At 58.5% G+C, this 2,354-nt stretch carries 3 protein-coding genes; all 3 read right to left on the minus strand.

Annotation, left to right across the window (positions count from 1 at the left end; translation table 11 throughout):
• The coding region (locus tag BUA05_RS14300) for an outer membrane protein (RefSeq protein WP_143150332.1) at positions 1 to 743 on the minus strand (743 nt) is incomplete at its 3' end.
• 182 nt (positions 744 to 925) lie between these two features.
• A complete protein-coding gene (locus tag BUA05_RS14305; protein ID WP_072675693.1) occupies positions 926 to 1,390 on the minus strand; it encodes a DUF2793 domain-containing protein in 465 nt (154 codons plus the stop codon).
• Between the two features lie 16 nt (positions 1,391 to 1,406).
• The gene (locus tag BUA05_RS14310) at positions 1,407 to 2,147 is read right to left on the minus strand and encodes a GTA baseplate fiber-binding domain-containing protein (protein WP_072675694.1); all 741 of its coding nucleotides are present in this window, start codon (positions 2,145 to 2,147) and stop codon (positions 1,407 to 1,409) included.
• Between the last annotated feature and the right edge of the window lie 207 nt (positions 2,148 to 2,354).

Here is a 2,354-nt window from a genome sequence, read left to right on the forward strand (position 1 = left end):
GGCGGAGGCGGAGGCGGAGGCGGAGGCGGAGGCGGAGGCGGAGGCGCCGTTTCTCCACCGAAGTTGTAGGTGATCGAGCCGAGCAGCGAGTGCGTGGTCAGATCCGTGTCAAGTGTCCGGCCAAGCGGATCGACCAGGTTCACATCCGGTGCATTGAAATAACGATACTTGAGACCAATGTCCCAATTGTCGCTGATCGGCGCACGGATCCCGGCGAGAATCTGCCATGCAAAGCCGGTATCGGAATCATTCCAGACTCCCGGACCGTTTGCATTGACGCGGCCATCCATGTCGACACGAGCTACGCCAACACCGCCGCCGGCGAATGCCTGCAAGCCATCATCGTCGCCAAAGTCCAACAACCCGTTGAGCATAAAGCTAAGCGCGTTCACCTCGCCCAGCGCGTCACGGGAGCCGGTAAAGGTGTTGAAACCACCGCCTGCCACAGGATCGAGGGCCAGACCCACCGCTCCTACCGAAACCTGATCAAGGTCGGCCGCGCGGTAGCTCGCTTCGGCTTCCATGCGGAACCAACCGAAATCGTAGCCGACTGCGGCGCCGAAGTCATAATCCGTGCTATAATCAGCGTTCGCGCTATCCGCTACGCCGTTCACGTCGAGGTCCTGGTTTTCGACAATCATCACGCCGCCATCGCCTTGGATGTACCACTGGCCATCGCGAGCCAGAGCGGGCGAAGCAAGCGCGGTCGAAGCCATCGCCATGCCAATGACGAGTTTGCGCATTCTGAAATTCCCCTTTGTTATTGAATTAAGGCAATATGGCTCTCTATCTTTTCCCCATACAAGAGGCAAGCAGTCAATAGCATCCATGTGTTGCAAAAGTGCCTCTATCGCGACTTTGTGAAGAAAAAGCCAAAGCCGGCTTGCGAACTGCGTTTCGGTTGAGGAAACGCAGGAGAGACTGATCACAGCGCTTCCGGCACAAGAATGCCGATGAGGCGCAACGCGTCGATCAACTGGGTCAATATGGCCCGCGCCTCAGCGTCAATAGTGCTTCCGCCAACAGGCATGAGCGGCACCGAAGCACTCAGCCAGCCTCCGCGAAAACAAAGCCAGTGACCTGCTGTCGCGTCGAAGATGCACATGCCCTCGGCTGCAGGCACAAAGTGCCAGCTGCCAGCAACGCGAAGCGCGATTTGGTCAATATGATCGGCCCATGAACCCGATGCCCCGGCCATGACACGGTAACAGTCCCCTTCTTCAACGGTTTCTGGGGGCTCCTGCAGCGAAGCCATAACCGTGCCCGGGGCAAGCGCATCGAGGATCGTCAGTGACTGATTAACGAAAAATTCCTTCTGAGATTGTCCGGCAAACAGGAGAGGGAGGTTCAGCCTTGGCGTGCCTGCGGGAAATGCAATAGGTTCATTCATCGTAATCTCCGTTGAATTACATCAGCCTGTCGAGCAAAAGAGGGCTGGACTGGTCGAACGTGCCGATCTGTTTCACCCACAGGTCTGCAGCTCCGAAACGCGCGAGAAGATCGTCACATGCTTCCTTTGAAAGTTGCAGGCACGGCTCTTCGACAGACCATGCTGTGAACGGTGTCTCCGCTGAGCCATAGCCAACAATATAGGCTTCCCGCTCCTCGACGAGAGGCACATCTACGGAATTTTCCCAGCGCCATTGGCCCCGCGCTCGCCGGGACCAAGACAGCTCTCTGGATTGATCGGAAGCAATCTTGATGCGGCCGTGAACGGGGCTGGGCGGTCTTCGCGATAGACCCACGTTCGTGACCGGCGCGATCACCGCATCACTATCGCCGGTTCCGATTGCGGCAATCCGTGTCATTTCCGAAACCGGGACTTCAACAGGATCAAGCGCCACAAGGTTATCGTCAAGCAGGATGGCAAGGGTTTGCGCTGAATGACCGTTGGCTGCCGCATCCTCTGTGCCGCCACGCCCGCGCAGCAGGCCCCTCAGCTGCCAGCGGCGATCGCCGAGCGGCGTTGCGCGTGCAAACTGGAGCACCTCGCCCCCGACAAGAATGCGATTTGCGCCCGCAGCCAGCCCCTCAATGTCAGCATCTTCGAATTCCAGATCGGGCGCAACAAGCTCGATCACAAGGCTTGCATCGGGTTCGAAAAGCAAGGCTGGCGAGGTGTTGAGTGGCTCAATGAGCACGCCCATAATCGCTCGTCGTGCTCCGGAACCGCCAAGCGGAACCAGTGATGGACCCTGAACGAGGTAAAGGGCCGCGCCTCGCCAAGCTCTGTTTTCGGCCGATGCAGCGGCAAACAGCATCCTGTCCGTCGTCAGAACATTTGGCACAACTTGCGGCGTAGATTAGCGGAGTGCGGACCTCGTCTGGGGGTTGGTTTTAGGCGGCGAGCTTGC

This window comes from Erythrobacter sanguineus (genome assembly GCF_900143235.1).
Classification (GTDB): domain Bacteria; phylum Pseudomonadota; class Alphaproteobacteria; order Sphingomonadales; family Sphingomonadaceae; genus Erythrobacter; species Erythrobacter sanguineus.

Bases quoted from the DNA above. Each gene is read 5' to 3' on its own strand.
- BUA05_RS14310 (WP_072675694.1), bottom strand. From the start codon at position 2,147: ATGGGCGTGCTCATTGAGCCACTCAACACCTCGCCAGCCTTGCTTTTC.
- BUA05_RS14305 (WP_072675693.1), bottom strand. From the start codon at position 1,390: ATGAATGAACCTATTGCATTTCCCGCAGGCACGCCAAGGCTGAACCTC.